Here is a 17,118-nt window from a genome sequence, read left to right as displayed (position 1 = left end):
GTTGTACGGCGCGATGAAGGTTTCCGTCGGGGTGCCACTGAAGGTCGCCTTCAGGCCCTGGGTGGAAGGCCTGGAGAACGTTCCGGCCGACGGCCCGGCGATCCTGGCGAGCAACCATCTGTCCTTCTCCGACTCGTTCTTCCTCCCCGCGGTCCTCGACCGCAAGGTCACCTTCATCGCGAAGGCCGAGTACTTCACGACACCGGGTCTCAAGGGCCGGCTGACCGCCGCCTTCTTCAAGGGCGTCGGCCAGCTCCCCGTGGACCGCTCCGGGGCGCGCGGCGCGGGCGAGGCGGCCATCAGGAGCGGGGTCGAAGTCATCGAGCGCGGTGAGCTGTTCGGCATCTATCCGGAGGGCACGCGCTCGCCGGACGGCCGCCTCTACCGGGGCAAGCCCGGCGGCCTCGCGCGCGTGGCACTGGCCACCGGGGCGCCGGTCATCCCCGTGGCGATGATCGACACCGAGAAGATCCAGCCGCCGGGCAAGGTGATGCCCAAGCTGATGCGCCCCGGCATCCGCATCGGTAAGCCCCTCGACTTCAGCCGGTACAGCGGCATGGAGAACGACCGCTTCGTACTCCGGGCCGTGACCGACGAGGTCATGTACGAGATCATGAAGCTCTCCGGCCAGGAGTACGTCGACATCTACGCGTCGGCCGCCAAGCGCCAGATCTCGGAAGCGGCGAAGGCGGAGAAACAAGCGGAGAAGCAGGCGCAGAAGGCCCTGGAGAAGGAACGGTCAGGCACCAGATAGCGGTACCAGGGGGCGGGTTCGGGGTGGGGAACATGGCCGTACGTGAGAGAGCCGGGCGTCCGAAGATCATGCGGATGTCGGTCGAGCAGCCGCTGTGGCGTGCGCTCAGCGGATACCGCGTCCTGACGATGCTGTACGCGATCGGGTTCGCCGCCAACGGGTACGAGGGGTTCGTCCGGCCCTGGGTCGCCGTCGCCTACTTCGTCGTGCTGTTCGTCTGGACCCTCGCGACCCTGCCCAGGGTGGCCAACGCGGCCAGCTGCACGAAGCGTTTCCTCGCCGCCGACCTCACCGTCGCGCTCACCGGGATCCTCCTCACGCCCCTCGCCGACGCCCACGAGAGAGTCGCCTCGGGCGGTCCCACGCTGCCGTCGATATGGACGGCCGGTTCCGTGCTGGCCTTCGCGATCAAGGGCGGCTGGCGCTGGGCGGCCTTCGCCTCGACGCTGGTCGCCGTCGTGAACCTGATCGAGCGCGGCACCCCGGCCCGCGACACCGTCCACAACGTGGTCCTGGTGTGGGTCGCCTCCATCGCCATCGGGTACGTCGTCGAGGTCGCCCGCGCCTCCGAGCGCACCCTCGCCCGCGCCCTGGAGATCGAGGCCGCGACCCGCGAACGGGAGCGGCTCGCCCGGGACATCCACGACAGCGTCCTCCAGGTACTGGCGATGGTGCAGCGGCGCGGTGCCGTGCTCGGCGGCGAGGCGGGTGAACTGGGCAGGATGGCCGGCGAGCAGGAGGTCGCGCTGCGCGCTCTCGTCTCCGGTGGCCTCGTACCGGAGTCAGGGGCGCCGCCGTACGCGGGATCCGGGGCGACAGGCGCCGCCGTACACACGGCGGGGGAGTCCCAGCCTGACGCGCCGGACCCGGTGGACCTGCGCACCCTGCTCGTGCCGTACGCCACCTCGACGATCACGCTCTCCGAGCCCGGCGCCCCTGTCCCGCTCGCCCGGGCCGCCGCGAAGGAGCTGGCCGCCGCGGTCGGCGCCGCCCTGGACAACGTACGGAAGCATGCCGGGGAGGGTGCCCGGGCCTGGATCCTCGTCGAGGACGAGCCGGACTCGGTCGTCGTGACCGTGCGCGACGACGGGCCGGGCATCCCGGACGGGCGGCTCGCGCAGGCCGAGGGCGAGGGGCGGCTCGGTGTGGCCCAGTCGATCCGCGGCCGGCTGCGCGACCTCGGCGGCGACGCCGAACTGATCTCCGTGCCGGGGCAAGGCACCGAGGTCGAACTGACGGTACCGAAGGACACCAGACCGGCACGGGGGAAGGCGGAGCGGCGATGACGGACACCGCGAACGAGAACGAGGACATGCGGGGGAACACGGAGGGAAGCCAGGGCCCCCTCCGGGTCATGGTCGTGGACGACCACCCCATGTGGCGCGACGCGGTCGCCCGCGACCTGGCCGAGTCCGGGTTCGACGTGGTCGCCACGGCGGGCGACGGCGAACAGGCCGTACGCCGCGCCCGCGCCGTCACACCCGACGTGCTCGTGCTCGACCTGAACCTGCCCGCCAAGCCCGGCGTCCAGGTCTGCAAGGATCTCGTCGGGTTCAACCCCGCCCTGCGCGTCCTGGTCCTCTCGGCGAGCGGCGAGCACGCGGACGTCCTGGAGGCGGTGAAGTCGGGCGCGACCGGCTATCTGCTGAAGTCGGCCTCGACCGAGGAACTGGTCGACGCGGTGCGCCGTACGGCGGTCGGCGACCCCGTGTTCACCCCGGGGCTGGCCGGTCTGGTCCTCGGTGAGTACCGCCGCCTGGCCTCCGACCCGGAGCCGGCGGCGGGCGCCGACGAGCCCAGGGCTCCGCAGCTCACCGACCGCGAGACGGAGGTGCTGCGGCTGGTGGCCAAGGGCCTCAGCTACAAGCAGATCGCCGAACGCCTGGTCATCTCCCACCGCACGGTCCAGAACCACGTCCAGAACACCCTGGGCAAGCTGCAGCTGCACAACAGGGTGGAACTGGTGCGGTACGCCATACAGCGCGGCCTGGACGACGACGAATAGGTCGCGTAGGGCGCGCCGCACCCCGTACGCCGGTTCGACCGAGATCAACTACCGCACAATTCACCGGAATTGACCTTCCCGCCCATCCCAAAGTGACCTGCATCACCATTAGCGTGAGGTTGGCAGGCATCCGCGGCGAAGGGACATTTCCATGCGCGTCGGAGTACTCACCGGAGGCGGCGACTGCCCCGGGCTCAACGCCGTCATCCGGGCCGTCGTCCGCAAGGGCGTACAGGAGTACGAGTACGAGTTCGTCGGCTTCCGGGACGGCTGGCGAGGTCCGCTGGAGGGCGCCAGCGCGCGCCTCGACATCCCCGCCGTGCGCGGCATCCTCCCGCGCGGCGGCACCATCCTCGGCTCCTCCAGGACCAATCCCCTCAAGCAGGAGAACGGCATAGCCCGCATCCGGGAGAACCTCGCCGCGATGGGCGTCGACGCGCTCATCGCGATCGGCGGTGAGGACACCCTCGGAGTCGCGGGCCGTCTCACCGACGAGTACGGAGTACCGGTCGTCGCCGTACCGAAGACGATCGACAACGACCTGTCCGCCACCGACTACACCTTCGGCTTCGACACCGCGGTCGGCATCGCGACGGAGGCGATCGACCGCCTGCACACCACCGCCGAATCGCACATGCGCGTCCTCGTCTGCGAGGTGATGGGCCGCCACGCCGGCTGGATCGCCCTCCACTCGGGCCTCGCCGGCGGCGCCAACGTCATCCTCATCCCCGAACAGCGCTTCGACACCGAGCAGGTGTGCGCCTGGGTGACCTCGCGCTTCAGGTCCTCGTACGCCCCGATCGTGGTCGTCGCGGAGGGCGCCATGCCCAAGGACGGCGACATGGTGCTGAAGGACCAGACCCTCGACTCCTTCGGGCATGTGCGCCTGTCCGGCGTCGGCGAATGGCTGGCCAAGGAGATCGAGAAGCGGACGGGCAAGGAGGCGCGCACCACGGTGCTCGGCCACATCCAGCGCGGTGGCACCCCCAGCGCCTTCGACCGCTGGCTCGCCACCCGCTTCGGCCTGCACGCCATCGAGGCGGTCCGCGACGGCGACTTCGGCAAGATGGTCGCCCTGCGCGGCACGGACATCGTCCGCGTCCCGATCGCGGAGGCCACGGCGCAGCTGAAGACGGTCGACCCGAAGCTGTACGAGGAGGCCGGCGTCTTCTTCGGCTGACGGTGGTGGGTGGTTGCGCGCGCGGTTCCCCGCGCCCTGAAAAGCAGGGGCTGTGCCCCGTGCTTGTCATCTTTTAGGGGCGCGGGGAACTGCGCGACAAGCCCCCACCGGCCCGCAGACGAACGACCTACCGCGCCCGCAGGGACTGAACCCCCGCCACCAACTCCCCTACGACAGCGGGCCCGTTGAGCGTCAGCACCGACTCCGGATGGAACTGCACACCCGCGAACCCGGGCCCCCGCAGCGCGTGCACCTCACCGCTCGTACTCCGGCTGACCTCCACCTCGCGCGCCGCCAGCTCTCCGGCGGCCTCGTCGTCGCAGTGCGCCACGAAGCTGTTGTAGAAGCCGACGGTCTCCGCGCGCCCGAACAGATCGATCTCCGTCTGCGCGCCCTGGTAGGGGACCTCCTTCCGGACGATCCCCAGCCCCAGCTCCGCCGCGATCAGCTCGTGCCCGAGACAGACCCCGAGGACACCGTGCCGGTGGTCCCGCACGACCTCGGCGGTCAGTTCACGCAGGAACCGCATCTTCGGATCGGCCAGGTCGCCCGGATCACCGGGGCCGGGCCCGAGCACCAACGGCCCCTGGTGCTGTACGACGGCCTCGCGCAGCCCCGGTTCGTCGTAGCGCCGCACGGTCACCTCCAGACCCGACGAGCGCAGGACGTGGGCGAGCATCGCGGTGAAGGTGTCCTCGGCGTCGACGACCAGGGCGTGCCCGGTCAGCTCCTGGGTCCGCTCCCGCATCCGCAGCCAGAACGGCGCCAGCGAGGCCCGCCGCCCGTCCAGCGCGGCCCGCACCCGCGGATCGTCCATGAGCCGCGGCCGTACGCCCTCCTCCCGGGCCCTTCCCGGTACGACACCCAGCGCGGCCAGCACCCCGGCCGCCTTGGCGTGGGTCTCGGCGACCTCGCCCGCCGGGTCCGAGCCGCGGACGAGCGTGGCGCCGACCGGCACCCGCAGCCGCCCGTCCGGCGCGATGTCGGCGGTCCGGATGAGGATCGGCGAGTCGAGGGTCTGGGCACCGCCCGCGTCCCGCCCGACCAGCGCCAACGCCCCCGCGTAGTACCCGCGCCCGCCGATCTCGTGCCGCTCGATCACCCGGCAGGCGTTCTGCACGGGCGACCCGGTCACGGTCGCCGCGAACATGGTCTCCTTCAGGACCTCCCGCACATCCAGCGAGGACCGCCCCCGCAACTCGTACTCCGTGTGCGCGAGATGGGCCATCTCCTTCAGCCGGGGCCCCACCACGACCCCGCCCATGTCGCCGACGGTGCACATCATCTTGAGCTCCTCGTCGACGACCATCGACAGCTCCTCGATCTCCTTGCCGTCGGCGAGGAAGGAGAGCAGATGCTCGGGGGTCGGCCCCTCGACCGGATAGCGGTACGTCCCGCTGATCGGGTTCATGACCACGGTCCCGCCGGACATCCGGACATGCACCTCGGGGCTCGCGCCCACCAGCGTCCGCTCGCCGGTATGCACGACGAACGTCCAGTACGCGCCCCGCTCACCGACCAGCAGCCGCCGGAACAGGGCGAGGGCGTCGGCGCGTCCGAACCCCGGGATCTCACCCTCGTACGTCCGCCGGATGACGAAGTTCGCCCCCTCGCCCCGCCCGATCTCCTCCCGCAGCACCCGCCCGACGATGTCCGCGTACTCCTCGTCACCGACGTCGAAGCCACCGCCCTCGACCCGCACCTCATGCGCGGGGAGCTGGGCCAGAGCCTCCGCCAGCGGGAGTTCGTGACGCTCCTCGGGCGTGAGCACCGAGAGGGGAGTGCCGTCGTCGCGGACGTCGAAGCCGCGCTCGCGGATCTGGCGGAAGGGGATGAGGGCGAGTCCCTCCTCGGGGATGTCGGCGAGCCGCTCGTACGTGGTCACCGGGCCGAGCAGCAGCTCGACCACATCGTGGTCGTGGCCCGGAGTGCGGCGGCGGAGCAGGGCGAACGGGCGGTTGTCGTGCAGGAGCCGGTCGAGTCGCATCGTTCTTCGTTCCTCTTCCATCGATCGATGACTGGATCAGTGATCGGGAGGAACGGCCCGGCGAGGGAAGTCCGCGGAAGTCCGCGAAAACACCGAAGGCCGCCCCTCGGGCGGCCTTCGCGAAGTCTGCGTACGCGCAGTCAGTGGGCCGCCGGGTGAGCGGGCCACCACCAGTTCTGGTTCTGGGTCGAGTGCGCGAACATGCGACGGACCATACACCAGAGGACACGGGCAGATCATGAACCGGCGCGCGGACCGGCCATTCCGCCCACCGGACCCGAACGAGCGAACCCCGTCTCACTTGATGAGCAGACGGATGGACGCCCGACACGACCCCGTAATGTTGGGGCCGTGACCGTGAACGCTAAGACCAGCGCGAGCGCTGGCAACACCTGGCGAGACCTGCCCGCGGCGCAGCAGCCCGAGTACCCCGACACCGAGGCTCTGCGCGCAGTCGTTGCGGAGCTCGAGTCGTATCCGCCGCTCGTCTTCGCGGGCGAGTGCGACCAGCTGCGCGCCCGGATGGCGGCCGTCGCCAAGGGAGAGGCGTTCCTCCTCCAGGGCGGCGACTGCGCCGAGTCCTTCGACGCCGTGGGCGCCGAGCACATCCGCGCCAAGCTGAAGACCCTCCTCCAGATGGGCGCCGTCCTCACGTACGCGGCCTCCGTGCCGGTCGTGAAGGTCGGCCGGATCGCCGGCCAGTACTCGAAGCCGCGCTCCAAGGGCACCGAGACCCGTGACGGCGTGACCCTGCCGACGTACCGCGGTGACTCGGTCAACGGCTTCGACTTCGACGAGGCGTCCCGGATCCCGGACCCCGAGCGGCTGAAGCGGATGTACAACGCGTCCGCCTCCACGCTCAACCTGGTCCGCGCCTTCACCACCGGCGGCTACGCCGACCTGCGCCAGGTGCACGCCTGGAACCAGGACTTCGTGAAGTCGTCCCCGTCCGGCCAGCGGTACGAGCAGCTGGCCCGCGAGATCGACAACGCGCTGAACTTCATGCGTGCCTGCGGGACGGACCCGGCCGAGTTCCAGACGGTCGAGTTCTACTCCTCGCACGAGGCGCTGCTGCTGGACTACGAGTCGGCGCTGACCCGCGTCGACTCCCGCACCGGACGGCTGTACGACGTCTCGGCGCACATGGTGTGGATCGGTGAGCGCACCCGGCAGCTGGACGGCGCGCACATCGAGTTCGCCTCCCAGATCCGCAACCCGATCGGCATCAAGCTCGGCCCGACGACGACGGCCGAGGAGGCGCTGCAGTACATCGAGCGTCTCGACCCGGACCGTGAGCCGGGCCGGCTGACCTTCATCGTCCGTATGGGCGCCGACAAGGTCCGCGACAAGCTGCCCGAGCTGGTCGAGAAGGTCACCGCCTCGGGCGCGACCGTCGCCTGGATCACCGACCCGATGCACGGCAACACCTACGAGGCGGCCTCCGGTCACAAGACCCGCCGCTTCGACGACGTGCTCGACGAGGTCAAGGGCTTCTTCGAGGTCCACAAGGAGCTGGGTACGCACCCCGGCGGTATCCATGTGGAGCTGACGGGCGACGACGTCACCGAGTGCGTGGGCGGCGGCGACGAGATCTTCGTCGACGACCTGCACCACCGCTACGAGACGGCCTGCGACCCCCGGCTGAACCGCAGCCAGTCGCTCGACCTGGCGTTCCTCGTCGCGGAGATGTACCGGGACCAGTAGCGGACCAGCCGTAGCAGATCATCATCTGGTGCGCCTGTTACCGGCGCGTGCCATGGGGCGCGGATCACATACGATCCGCGCCCCGCACCACTTTTCGACCCCCTGCGATCCGGGTAAGGTTAGGTTTGCCTCACCGATCAAGTGGACGTCTGCGGACATCCTCGGTCTCGGTACGGCACGGCCTTTGTACCCCGTCGGGAGGTGACCCGCGTGTTCGTCTGCAACTGCTTCGGAGTGACCGAGGCGCAGGTCAAGAAGCATGCGGCGGACGGCGCCTGCACTCCCCGGCAGATAGCGTCGGCCTGTAAGGCGGGCACGGACTGCGGCTCGTGCGTACGACGTATCCAGGCGCTGCTGGGCAGGGGGGCCTACCCGACCCGTGGGCTCGTGGGTGAGGGCGCGCCGGTCGTGGCCGAACAGCTGGACGAGGCGGCCTGACCCCTTCGGGGCGGCGCTTTCGGCGCCTTCTCAGCTCTCCGGCTGCTCGATCAGCTGCGCGATGTAGAGCGCCTCACCGAGCTTCTCCACCAGCTCCAGCTGGGTGTCCAGGTAGTCGATGTGGTGCTCCTCGTCCGCGAGGATCGACTCGAAGATGTTCGCTGACGTGATGTCGCCCTTGGCGCGCATGACCTCGACCCCGCGCTTGAGGCGGTCGATCGCCTCGACCTCGACCTGTCGGTCCGCCTGGAACATCTCCGTGAGGGTCTGTCCCACCCGCACATGGAAGAGCCGCTGGTAGTTCGGCAGGCCCTCCAGGAACAGGATGCGGTCGGTGAGGATCTCCGCGTGCTTCATCTCGTCGATCGACTCGTGCCGCGTGTACTTCGCGAGCTTCGTCCAACCGAAGTTCTCCTGCATTTTCGCGTGCAGGAAGTACTGGTTGATCGCCGTGAGTTCGGCGGTCAGCTGCTCGTTGAGGAATTCGATGACCTCGGGGTCGCCCTGCATCGCAGAGGCTCCTTCCAAGCGGGGAACTGGGGAGGTTGCCGCCGAATGATCGCATCGCCAACGAAGATCGTCCAGTAAGTGCGCACTTAGTAAGTAAGGGCATGCTTAGTCCAAGTTATCCGGACTTGCTGGGCTCTGGACGGCCCGGTCATGCGCACTCTTCGTGGTCTGTCAGGATGGAGTCATGGGTCAGCCGGTGGAAAGTGAATCGGGAGAGCGCGATTCAGGAGGTGCGGTGCAGCCCGAATTGCCGCCGGGGCAGCGCATGCAGCGCGGCTGGCCGGTCACCCATTACGGCCCGGTTCCCAAATTCCGCCCCGAGCGCTGGGAGTTCAGGGTTTTCGGCGCCACCGCCGACGGCGAGAAGCACTGCTGGAACCACGCGGAGTTCACGGCCCTTCCGTACGCCTCCGTCATGGCCGATCTGCACTGCGTCACGAAGTTCAGCATGCTCGGCGCGGAGTGGGGCGGAATTCCGGCGCGGACGATCATCGAGGCCGCTCCGCCCGCGGCCGAGGTCACGCACGTCATGGTCTGGGCGGAATACGGCTTCAGCTCGAATCTCCGACTGGCCGACTTCGTCTCCGACCGCACGATCTTCGCCACCCACAAGGACGGCGAACTCCTCACCGCGGAACACGGCTTCCCCCTCCGGCTGGTGGTGCCCCACCTGTACGCCTGGAAGGGCCCGAAGTGGGTGCGCGGGGTCGAGTACATGACCGCCGATCGCCGCGGCTTCTGGGAGGAGCGCGGCTACCACAATGTCGGCGACCCCTGGCGTGAGCAGCGCTACTCGTACCAGGAGGAGCCGGGGGACGGCCCCGAGCTCTGAGGCTCTGAATCCCTGGGGTCAGTGGTGGTACTGGTGCACCACCGCGTGACCCTTGCCGCGGCCGATCGTCCACTTGTTGACCGGCGTGGTGACGACGAAGGCGATGGTTAGCGAGATCGCCAGCGCGCCCCAGAACAGCAGGTCGTCGAGGTGCGCGTCCATCGCGCCCGGCCACAGCACGATCACGCCGTTGTCGACCAGCTCCATCACGGCGATCGACAGGGTGTCCGCGGCCAACGCCACCCGGACGGCCGTACGGAGGTCGACGCCGGCCCTCAGGACGCCGCGCAGCGTGAGCGAGTAGCCGAAGACGAAGGCCAGCACGATCGCCAGCACCGTGGTGGGCAGGTTCCCCCAGCCGAACGCCGTGCCGACGACCATGCCGAGCACCTCGCCGATGGCGCAGCCGGTGAGGCAGTGCAGGGTGGCCTGGACGGCCACGGCCCAGGATGCGGCCGGTGTGTGCTGGGTGTGCTGGTGTGCGTGTGTCTCGTGTTCCATGGGTACCCCCGGTGTCACGTGGTCACGGTTGCCTGCACTCGCCAGCAATATACCCCCTGGGGGTATTCCCATGTCCGCTACGCGCCCCGGAGTTTCTTCAGCCGCTCCACGTCCGCCGCGTGCCCCTCCTTCCCGCCGGGCGTCTCGATGATCAGCGGTACGCCCTCGGTCGCGGGGTGCGTCATCAGCGCGCGGAACGGGTCCTCACCGATATGACCCGCGCCGATGTTCTCGTGCCGGTCCTTGTGCGCGCCGACCACGTCCTTGGAGTCGTTGGCGTGGATCAGTCTGAGCCGCCCCTCGCCGACGGTGTCCACGAGCAGGTCGAGGGTCTGGTGCATACCGCTGGGCCCGGTCAGGTCGTGCCCGGCGGCGAAGATGTGGCAGGTGTCGAGACAGACGCCGAGCCTGGGATGGGCGTCGAGCGCATCGAAGCACGGCCCGAAGTCCCAGGTGCGCGAGCAGAGGGACGAGCCCTGCCCGGCGGTCGACTCCAGGAGCAGATACGGGTCGTCGTCATGGGTGAGCTCGTCGAGCAGCGGCAGCAGATGTTCCCTCACCTGCTTCAGGGCCACGGACCGCTCCCGCCCGCCGGTCGCGCTCCCGGTGTGCACCACCACGCCCAGCGCGCCGATCTCCCGCCCGCGCCGCAGCGAGTGCCGCAGCGACTCCACCGACCGCTCGACGGTCGCCTCGGTGTGAGAGCCGAAGTTGATCAGGTAAGGGGCATGGACGTACGCCGGGATCGAGCGCTCGGCGCAGGCCGCCCGGAACTCCTCGTCCTGCCGGGGATTGCCGACGGGTGTCGCCCAGCCGCGCGGGTTGGCGACGAAGACCTGCACGGTCTCGGCCAGGAGATCACGGGCGTAGGAAAGGCCGACGGAGTTCAGACCGCCGGCCACGGGAACATGGCCGCCGACGGGGTTACGGAGCTGCTTGCTGGTCACCCTTTCAGGGTGTCACGCGGCGCTCCGCGTCCCGTCTGCGGACGTCGATGCCCGCCGAGCCTCCTACGGCCCGCCGGGGTCAGCGGATCGTGATGGTGATGCTCGACCCCTTCGGGGCGCTGTCCCCGCCGTCCACCGACTGCTTCTTCACCGTGTCGCCGAAGAGCCCGAGAATACCCCGGTCCTCGTCGACTGTGAACCCGGCCCCCTCCAGAGCCGCCTTCGCGTCGTCGACGCTGTCACCCACGACATCCGGGACCTCGATCATCTCGGGGCCCTTGGAGACCGTCAGCGTGACCGTGTCGCCCTCGGCCGCCTCGCTGCCGCCCGCCGGAGACTGGACGGCGACCTGGCCCTGCTCGAAGTCGTCCGAGGTGACGGTCTTGGTGGCGACCTTGACCTTGAGCCCTGCCTGCTCCAGCTCGGCCTGCGCGTCGGCGAGACCGGTGCCGGTGACGTCGGAGACCTCCACCGGGCTGCCCTTGCTGACGACGAGGGCGACCGCGGAACCCGCGCGCCGCTCGGTGCCGGGATCCGGGGTCGTGCTGATCACGGAACCCCGGGGCACCTCCTCGCTGAACTCGCGGGTGACCATCCCCGGCTCCAGACCGTCGCGCTTCAGCGCGGCCCTGGCCTTGTCGAGGCGGTAACCCGCGAGCTGGGGCACCGGCACGGTCTCCGGCCCCCGGGAGATGGTGAGCGTCACGGTGTCGTGGTCCCGGATGCGCTCGTTGACGCCCGGGTCGGTGCTGATGACGGCGCCGCGCTTCACCGTGTCGCTGTACTCCAACTCGATCTTGGATTCGAGCCCGGCGGCCGACAGGCGGCCCTCGGCCACAGCCCGGTCCTGCGACAGCACCGCCGGGACCTGCGTGAACTGTCCGGAGTTGATGTACCAGACGCCTGCCCCGACACCGAGGACGAGCAGCACGGCGGCGACGAGGATGGCGAGCGGCGCCCGACGCCTCGGACCGCGTGCGGCCCTCCGGGAGACCGGAGCGGTCTCCGGGGCGGCGACGGCACCCAGCACGCTCGTCCGATTGGTCCGGCCGGTCCGGTTGAACTGCCGCTCGGCACCCGGACGTTCGTCCTCGTTGACGGGCAGGGGCCGCGCGACGGCCAACGTGCGCGGGATGACGCTCGTCAGGTCCTCGGCGTTGTCGTGCGCCGAGGCGACGGCCTGCGGCGGTACGGCGTCCAGCTGCTCGGCGTCGAGTGACCCGCGCGTCTCCAGGACCTGGGAGAGCAGTGCCACGGCGTCGTACGGGCGGATGTCGGCGTTGCGCGCGGTGGCCGAGGCGACCAGCGCGTCCAGCTCGAAGGCCAGCCCCGGAACGAGGGACGAGGGCGGCGGCACGTCCTCGTGCAGGTGCTTGTAGAGCACCAGCGCGGGGGAGTCGCCGTAGTGCGGCTGGTCGCCGGTCAGCATCTCGTAGAGAACGATGCCGCAGGCGTACACGTCGACCCGGGGATCGGCGGTGCCGCTCTCGATCTGCTCGGGCGCGAGGTAGGAGACGGTGCCGAGGACGGAGCCCGTCGTGTTGGTGACCGTGTCCACGGCCCGCACGAGCCCGAAGTCGGCGACCTTGACCCGTCCGTCGTCCCCTATCAGCACGTTCTCGGGCTTCATGTCGCGGTGCACGAACCCGGCCCGGTGCGCGGCGCCGAGTGCGGCGAGCACGGGCTCCAGGATGTCGAGCGCGGCCCTCGGCTGGAGCGCGCCGCGCTCGCGCAGCACGTCACGCAGGGTGCAGCCGGCGATGTACTCCATGGCGAGATAGACGTACGACCCGTCTGCGCCCTGGTCGAAGACCTGTACGACGTTGGGGTGTGCGAGCCGGGCCACGGACTTCGCTTCCCGGATGAACCGCTCGACGAAGGACGCGTCGGCGGCGAGCGTCGGATGCATCACCTTGAGGGCGAGCACACGGTCGAGGCGGGTGTCCACGGCCCGGTAGACCGTGGCCATCCCGCCGACCGCGATCCGCGCGTCGACGCGATAGCGGCCGTCGAGCACCTGCCCGACGAGAGGGTCCTGAAGGGTCGTATCCACGCAGGTGAGTGTACGAGCCGCCGCTGACAAGGCCGCAGTTTCGGCCAGGAATGCACAGGAAAGCAGCGGGACTGAAGCCGACCTGTGACGCAGATCGCAAGGGGAGGCCGCCGACGGCGAGGAAGCCCCACGGGAGGGGCCCACCTGCAAACGGACTGTAAACGGGGGTGCGTGGGTGGGAGATCGAGCGCGGGACAGCGCAGGGTGCCTAGAAAGCGGGCCGCTCAGGATCCAACCGCGCGATCCCGTCCACAGGTGACGACGCCGTGGCAAAGTGCCGCCGGGGTATCCGACCCGCCCTGTATGCCAATCGGCCCGCCCTTACCCCGCTCCGCATGGCGGCAGCCATCAGCACGGGCTCCTGCGCCCGGGTGACCGCCGACGCCAGCATCACCCCCGCACACCCCAACTCCATCGCCAACGCCACATCCGACGCCGTCCCCGCCCCCGCGTCCAGAATCACCGGCACACGCGCGTGCTCCACGATCAGCTGGAAGTTGTGCGGGTTGCGAATCCCCAGCCCCGACCCGATCGGCGACCCCAGCGGCATGACCGCGGCGCACCCCACGTCCTCCAGCTTCCGCGCCAGCACAGGGTCGTCGTTCGTGTACGGCAACACCGTGAACCCGTCCTCCACCAGCACCTCCGCCGCGTCCAGCAGTTCGACCGGATCCGGCAGCAGCGTCCGCTCGTCGGCGATGACCTCCAGTTTCACCACGTCCGTACCGAGCGCCTCCCGGGCCAGCCGAGCCGTGAGCACGGCCTCCCCGGCGGTGAAGCACCCCGCGGTGTTGGGCAGCACCTGGATGCCGAGCCGTTCCAGCACCGACAGCACCGACCCGTGCACCGACGGATCGACGCGCCGCATCGCGACCGTCGTCAGCTCTGTGCCGGAGGCCACCAGCGCCCGCTCCAGCACGTCCAGGCTGGGCGCACCCCCCGTACCCATGATCAGCCGGGACGTGAAGGTCGTACCACCGAGGACGAAGGGATCGTCAGCCATGGCTCAGCCTCCCTGGACGGCGGTGAGGACTTCGACGCGGTCTCCCTCGGAGAGGGGGGTCGCCGACCACCGCGCGCGCGGGACGACGGTTTCGTTGAGCGCGGCGGCCACCCCGGAGGCCGCCGGGGTGAGGGTCCGCACCAGAGTGTCGAGCGCGGTGTCCGAGGAGACCTCGCGCTGTCGGCCGTTCACCAGGATGTTCATACGAGCTGCTCCATGCGTACGGTGTCGAACCGGCGGGGCGTGAAGGCCCGGGCCTCGTCGGGCAGTTCACCCGTGGCCAGGGCGGTGGCCAGCGCGTCTCCCGTGACCGGTGTCAGCAGCACGCCGTTCCGGTAGTGGCCCGTGGCCAGCAGGAGTCCCTCCAGCGCGGTCGGGCCGAGCAGGGGCGCGTTGTCGGGGGAGCAGGGGCGCAGTCCGGCCCGCGTCTCCGTCAAGGGCAGCTCGGTGATCCCGGGGACGAGTTCATGGGCGTCGCGCAGGAGTTCGTACACGCCGCCCGCCGTGACCGTCGTGTCCCAGCCCAACTCCTCGCTCGTCGCTCCGACGACCAGCTCCCCGTTCTCGCGCGGTACGAGATAGACCTGGCTGCCCCGCACCACGGCCCGGACGGTCCGGCTCAGGAACGGCGCGTACCGCTCCGGCACGGCCACCCGGACCACCTGCCCCTTCACGGGTCGTACGGGCGGCAGAACGGCCTCCGGGACCCCTGCGAGGCGTCCGCTGAGGCTGCCCCCGGCCAGCACGATCGATCCGGCGGCCAGTTCGTCGCCGGCGGAGTCGGTGACCGCGACGGCCCGCCCCCGCCGAACGTCGAGCCGCTCGGCCCACGTCCGGCGCAGCACCACGCCCGCACGCTCGCAGACGTCCACCAGCGCCCCGGCCAGCCGTCGCGGGTCGATCTGGTGGTCGCCGTCCACCCGGAGCCCCCCGCGCACGCCCGGCGCGAGCATCGGCTCCAGGCGTCGGCATTCGCGCCCCGAGAGCCACTCCGACTCCAGGCCCGACCGCTGCTGCAGGGCGTGCAGTTCGCGCAGTTCGGCGCGGTCGTCGGCGTCGAGCGCGACGGCGAGCGTGCCGCAGCGGCGGTAGCCGAGGTCGCGGCCGGTCAGCTCGGTGAGCTCGGCCACGAAGTCCGGATAGCGGCGGGCGGACTCCAGGTTGAGCCCGAGCAGGGTCTGCTCGCCGTGGTGCAGCTCCGTGACGGCGGCCAGCATCCCGGCCGCCACCTGCGCGGCCCCGCCGCCCGGCACGGGATCCACGACGGTCGTGGCGAGCCCGCGCTGGGCGGCCCGCCAGGCCGTCACCAGCCCGATGATCCCGCCGCCGACGACAACGACGTCCGAGGTGTGCGTACGCGACATGGGCGTCCAGCCCCTCCCTTCGCCGGCATGACCCGGATCAGGTTCGTACGGTCGGAGGCCGCCCAGCCTCCCTCTCAGCCCGGTGCGTCCGGGCTCCCGCGAGTGCTTACGCTGATCAGCCTAGCCCGCAGAGCAACGCACATGTAAGGGAGCCTCAGCCCATGCCCCGCTCGCTCGACGGCCTCGTCCTCGCCCCGGTCGCGGACCAGGCGCCAGGTCAGGTGGGTACGCGCACCCGGTTCACCTACCACGAGCGGGACGGTGAGATCTGGGCCGAGTACACGGGCGGAGATGTCGTACGCGGTCATCTCGTGGGTACGCGGGAGGGGGACCGTCTTGACTTCCGGTACGTGCAGCTGAAGCACGACGGGACGACCTCCTGCGGTCACTGTGTCTCCGAGGTGACCGAACTGCCGGACGGGCGGGTGCGGTTGGCGGAGACCTGGGAGTGGGAGTCGCAGCCGGGCAGCGGGACGAGCGTGGTGGAACAGGTCGAACAGGGCGAACGGGTCGGGGACGTGGGTGTGCAGTAGGTCACTCACCGCGCCCACTGACTGACAATTTGTCAGTTGTCTATGGTGATCGAGTGAGTGAGCAGACGCAGGCACAGGGCACAGAGGGCGGCTCTCGGCAGCGACGCGTGGTCGTCGTGGGCGCGGGCATGGCCGGGGTGCAGACCGCGGTCGCGCTGCGGGAGCAGGGGTTCACCGGCACCGTCACGATCCTCGGCGCGGAACCCCATCAACCGTACGACCGGCCGCCGTTGTCCAAGGCCGTCCTGCTCGGCAAGGCGGAGGGCTCCGCCTTCGACGTCGACTTCGAGGCCCTCGACATCGAACTGCTGCTCGGGCGCGAGGTGCTGGGCGTCCGCGCCGCCGAACACGAACTGGACACCGCCGAGGGACCTGTCCCGTACGACGTCCTGGTGCTCGCGGCCGGCGCCGAACCGATCCGGCTGCCGGGCACCGAGGGTGTCCCCGGTGTGCATCTGCTGCGCACCCTCGACGACGCCGAGCGGCTGCGGCCCGTTATCGCACGCCAGCACGACATCGTGGTCGTCGGGGCCGGCTGGATCGGCGCCGAGTTCGCCACCGCCGCGCGCGAGGCGGGCTGCGCCGTCACCGTCGTCGAGGCCGCCGACCGGCCGCTCGCGGGTGCCCTGCCCGCCGAGGTGGCCGCGCCGATGGCCGCCTGGTACGCCGACAGCGGCGCCTCGTTGCGCACCCACGCGCGCGTGGCACGCGTCGAGCCCGGCGCGGTGGTGCTGGACGACGGCTCACGGCTGCCCGCGGGTGCCGTCGTCGTCGGCATCGGCGCCCGCCCGGCCACCGCCTGGCTCGCGGGTTCGGGAATCGCCCTGGGCGACCACCGGGAAGTCGTCGCCGACGACCATCTGCGCACCTCCGCGGCGGACGTCTACGCGGTCGGCGACTGCGCCTCCTTCCCTTCGGGAAGGTACGGCCGGCGTCTTCTGGTCCACCACTGGGACAACGCCCTCCAGGGACCCCGGACGGTCGCCGCGAACATCATCGGGGAGTCCCCGGCGGCCTACGACCCGGTCCCGTACTTCTGGTCGGAGCAGTTCGGCCGGTTCGTCCAGTACGTCGGCCACCACCAGTCCGCCGACATCACCCTGTGGCGCGGTGACCCGTCCGGCCCCGCCTGGACGGTCTGCTGGCTGCGGGAGGGCCGCCTGGTCGCCCTGCTGGCCGTGGGCCGCCCCCGCGACCTGGCCCAGGGGCGCCGGCTGGTCGAGGCGGGCTCCCTGATGGACGCCGAGGCGCTGACCGACCCGTCCAGGCCGCTGAAGGCGGCCACGGCGTAGTCCGAGGGGGCTCGA

General features: G+C 70.5%; 18 protein-coding genes and 1 riboswitch. Of the genes, 9 read left to right on the top strand and 9 right to left on the bottom strand.

Annotation, left to right across the window (positions count from 1 at the left end; genetic code table 11):
- Positions 1 to 13: 13 nt before the first annotated feature.
- The 4 genes from QA861_RS35290 to QA861_RS35275 all read left to right on the top strand — a co-directional run bounded on the left by QA861_RS35290 (position 14) and on the right by QA861_RS35275 (position 3,939).
- On the top strand, positions 14 to 754 hold the full coding sequence (locus tag QA861_RS35290) for a lysophospholipid acyltransferase family protein (protein WP_334592770.1): 741 nt from the start codon (positions 14 to 16) through the stop codon (positions 752 to 754).
- A gap of 32 nt (positions 755 to 786) precedes the next feature.
- A complete protein-coding gene (macS, locus tag QA861_RS35285) occupies positions 787 to 2,040 on the top strand; it encodes a MacS family sensor histidine kinase (RefSeq protein ID WP_334592769.1) in 1,254 nt (417 codons plus the stop codon).
- 68 nt (positions 2,041 to 2,108) lie between these two features.
- Positions 2,109 to 2,759, top strand: coding sequence for a response regulator (locus QA861_RS35280; protein WP_443041679.1), 651 nt, complete (start codon positions 2,109 to 2,111; stop codon positions 2,757 to 2,759).
- Between the two features lie 151 nt (positions 2,760 to 2,910).
- A complete protein-coding gene (locus QA861_RS35275) occupies positions 2,911 to 3,939 on the top strand; it encodes a 6-phosphofructokinase (RefSeq protein WP_334592766.1) in 1,029 nt (342 codons plus the stop codon).
- A gap of 127 nt (positions 3,940 to 4,066) precedes the next feature.
- On the opposite strand, the gene QA861_RS35270 is transcribed toward QA861_RS35275, so the two are convergent.
- Both QA861_RS35270 and QA861_RS47255 read right to left on the bottom strand, forming a co-directional pair.
- The gene (locus QA861_RS35270) at positions 4,067 to 5,926 is read right to left on the bottom strand and encodes an anthranilate synthase family protein (RefSeq protein ID WP_334592764.1); all 1,860 of its coding nucleotides are present in this window, start codon (positions 5,924 to 5,926) and stop codon (positions 4,067 to 4,069) included.
- A 140-nt stretch (positions 5,927 to 6,066) separates the two neighbouring features.
- Positions 6,067 to 6,129 (bottom strand): trp operon leader peptide, encoded by a 63-nt coding sequence (locus QA861_RS47255; protein WP_443041678.1) that lies wholly within the window; start codon positions 6,127 to 6,129, stop codon positions 6,067 to 6,069.
- A gap of 148 nt (positions 6,130 to 6,277) precedes the next feature.
- Here QA861_RS47255 and QA861_RS35265 point away from each other — a divergent pair, with 148 nt between their 5' ends.
- Both QA861_RS35265 and QA861_RS35260 read left to right on the top strand, forming a co-directional pair.
- Positions 6,278 to 7,630: a class II 3-deoxy-7-phosphoheptulonate synthase gene (locus tag QA861_RS35265; RefSeq protein ID WP_334592763.1), complete on the top strand. Its 1,353-nt coding sequence runs from the start codon at positions 6,278 to 6,280 to the stop codon at positions 7,628 to 7,630.
- Positions 7,631 to 7,840: 210 nt separating this feature from the next.
- Positions 7,841 to 8,068, top strand: a complete 228-nt coding sequence (locus tag QA861_RS35260) for a (2Fe-2S)-binding protein (protein ID WP_443041677.1) — start codon at positions 7,841 to 7,843, stop codon at positions 8,066 to 8,068.
- A gap of 30 nt (positions 8,069 to 8,098) precedes the next feature.
- On the opposite strand, the gene bfr is transcribed toward QA861_RS35260, so the two are convergent.
- A complete protein-coding gene (bfr, locus tag QA861_RS35255; RefSeq protein WP_334592761.1) occupies positions 8,099 to 8,578 on the bottom strand; it encodes a bacterioferritin in 480 nt (159 codons plus the stop codon).
- Positions 8,579 to 8,762: 184 nt separating this feature from the next.
- Between bfr and QA861_RS35250 the strand changes: the two genes are divergently transcribed.
- Complete coding sequence (locus tag QA861_RS35250) at positions 8,763 to 9,410, top strand: sulfite oxidase-like oxidoreductase (RefSeq protein ID WP_334592760.1); 648 nt, start codon at positions 8,763 to 8,765, stop codon at positions 9,408 to 9,410.
- A gap of 18 nt (positions 9,411 to 9,428) precedes the next feature.
- Here QA861_RS35250 and QA861_RS35245 read toward each other — a convergent pair whose 3' ends face one another.
- The 6 genes from QA861_RS35245 to thiO all read right to left on the bottom strand — a co-directional run bounded on the left by QA861_RS35245 (position 9,429) and on the right by thiO (position 15,278).
- Positions 9,429 to 9,911, bottom strand: coding sequence for a DUF4396 domain-containing protein (locus QA861_RS35245; protein WP_334592759.1), 483 nt, complete (start codon positions 9,909 to 9,911; stop codon positions 9,429 to 9,431).
- Between the two features lie 77 nt (positions 9,912 to 9,988).
- Positions 9,989 to 10,858: a deoxyribonuclease IV gene (locus QA861_RS35240; protein WP_334592758.1), complete on the bottom strand. Its 870-nt coding sequence runs from the start codon at positions 10,856 to 10,858 to the stop codon at positions 9,989 to 9,991.
- Between the two features lie 79 nt (positions 10,859 to 10,937).
- Complete coding sequence (gene pknB, locus QA861_RS35235) at positions 10,938 to 12,911, bottom strand: Stk1 family PASTA domain-containing Ser/Thr kinase (RefSeq protein WP_334592757.1); 1,974 nt, start codon at positions 12,909 to 12,911, stop codon at positions 10,938 to 10,940.
- 208 nt (positions 12,912 to 13,119) lie between these two features.
- Positions 13,120 to 13,914, bottom strand: coding sequence for a thiazole synthase (locus QA861_RS35230; protein WP_334592756.1), 795 nt, complete (start codon positions 13,912 to 13,914; stop codon positions 13,120 to 13,122).
- Between the two features lie 3 nt (positions 13,915 to 13,917).
- Complete coding sequence (gene thiS, locus QA861_RS35225) at positions 13,918 to 14,118, bottom strand: sulfur carrier protein ThiS (protein WP_334592754.1); 201 nt, start codon at positions 14,116 to 14,118, stop codon at positions 13,918 to 13,920.
- Entirely contained in the window at positions 14,115 to 15,278 is a 1,164-nt protein-coding gene (thiO, locus tag QA861_RS35220; RefSeq protein WP_334592753.1) for a glycine oxidase ThiO, read from the bottom strand. Before thiO ends, thiS begins: the two co-directional genes overlap by 4 nt.
- A riboswitch (TPP riboswitch) is annotated at positions 15,276 to 15,388 on the bottom strand. It overlaps the preceding gene by 3 nt.
- Before the next feature lie 51 nt (positions 15,389 to 15,439).
- On the opposite strand from thiO, the gene QA861_RS35215 reads away from it, so the two are divergent.
- Together QA861_RS35215 and QA861_RS35210 are read left to right on the top strand one after the other, a co-directional pair.
- Positions 15,440 to 15,811: an avidin-fold protein gene (locus QA861_RS35215; RefSeq protein ID WP_334592752.1), complete on the top strand. Its 372-nt coding sequence runs from the start codon at positions 15,440 to 15,442 to the stop codon at positions 15,809 to 15,811.
- A gap of 53 nt (positions 15,812 to 15,864) precedes the next feature.
- Positions 15,865 to 17,103: an NAD(P)/FAD-dependent oxidoreductase gene (locus QA861_RS35210; protein WP_443041619.1), complete on the top strand. Its 1,239-nt coding sequence runs from the start codon at positions 15,865 to 15,867 to the stop codon at positions 17,101 to 17,103.
- Positions 17,104 to 17,118: the final 15 nt, after the last annotated feature.

This window comes from Streptomyces sp. B21-083, from assembly GCF_036898825.1.
GTDB lineage: Bacteria > Actinomycetota > Actinomycetes > Streptomycetales > Streptomycetaceae > Streptomyces.
This window is presented reverse-complemented; position numbering and strand designations above follow the sequence as displayed.